We start from the raw sequence: 1,394 nt of genomic DNA on the forward strand, positions 1-1,394 counted from the left end.
GTGGTACTTAACACGCGTACGAGAGAGCGTGCCGAATTCCTACGCGGATTTATAGTGTTGTCGAGGAGAACGAGGCCCAAGAACCCGACTCAAGCGGGGTCGTGTCAGTCTGAGTTTGCGTTTTCTAGTGTTTACGGAGAACACATCAATTATTTAATATGACTACATATATTGTTGTCTGACACAGACAATGAGGATTAGCGAAATGACGTGCTGCTCGAACGCGATGCAGATGAATTGTATATCGCTATATGGAATGGGGCCGCAACCTTGGGGGTTTGATTTTGTCGCGTGCCTTCGTTTTACGCTGCTTCTTGGTAATTCAGCTATTGTCTCGTAGTCTTCGAATCCTTGCCAGAAATAAGAATTCGAAATGTTCTTTGAACACAGAGACCCAGAACTAACAGACTGTACCTATTGCGTCGTTGTTGGTTCTGAGCAGAAGGCCCGCACCAATTCATCCTCTGAGGTTGTGAGATCGCACAATAACTCCAGGGCCGTCGGCCGTAGAGCGCACCATACTGCCGCCATGGGTACAAACCCTCTGTGGGAGTTCCCAGTCTCCAAACTCGGTTCTAGCATTGTTATAGTATACCACAATCATATATGATTGGCTGAATTAATATAATTTAAATATAGATTTAAATTTCCACAAAATGTTTATTGTCAATCGGATGTTAGCACGCGGTGGAGTCACTCACTAGCGGCGACCAAATCACGAGTGACTCCAGAGGAAACCATGAAACAAAATAGACGTGAGTACTTACGCAACGCGTCAGTGCTCTTCACATCAATTGCTGGTGCGAGTGTCACAGTATCAGGGGCCGAGTCACCACCGCAGTGGGACTCCGACACGACATACACAGGTGGTGACCGTGTTGTTCACGAGGGCTACATCTGGGAAGCGAAGTGGTGGACCCACGGCACCGAACCAAGTACGAAGACCGGAAACCCCTGGAAGCAGATACGTGAAGAAGGTGGTGGTAGTGGTGAAGAACTCAAGGCCGTCATCGAGATGAGCGCTACGACAGTCACCGTCGACGAAGATGTGACCCTCGACGCCTCGAAGTCAACCGGCGACATTGACACCTACGAGTGGACGGTCGACGACAGAGACCCCATTACTGGCGTCGAGACTACAGTGAGCTTCGACACCACCGGTGACCATACTGTCACGTTGACAGTGACGAACACTGACGAGGATACCGCGACCGCCGAGAAGACAGTCACCGTCGAATCAGACGGTGGGGGGTCAGGAGACCTCACACCCGAGACGACGATTAAGGAGTTCTTCCCGAAATACGAGGACCGGTACATCCCGGATATCTTCCTCGACTTCATGCCCGGGGAGAACGATGGCGGGCACGGAAGCCACGGAGGTCACAGTACTACCA

1 protein-coding gene is annotated in these 1,394 nt (G+C 50.7%); it reads left to right on the plus strand.

The annotated features are described in order from the left end of the window. Positions 1-778: 778 nt before the first annotated feature. On the plus strand, positions 779-1,394 hold a 616-nt coding region (locus QT222_RS01080; protein ID WP_491476023.1), incomplete at its 3' end, for a PKD domain-containing protein.

This window comes from Haloferax sp. s1, assembly GCF_058382125.1.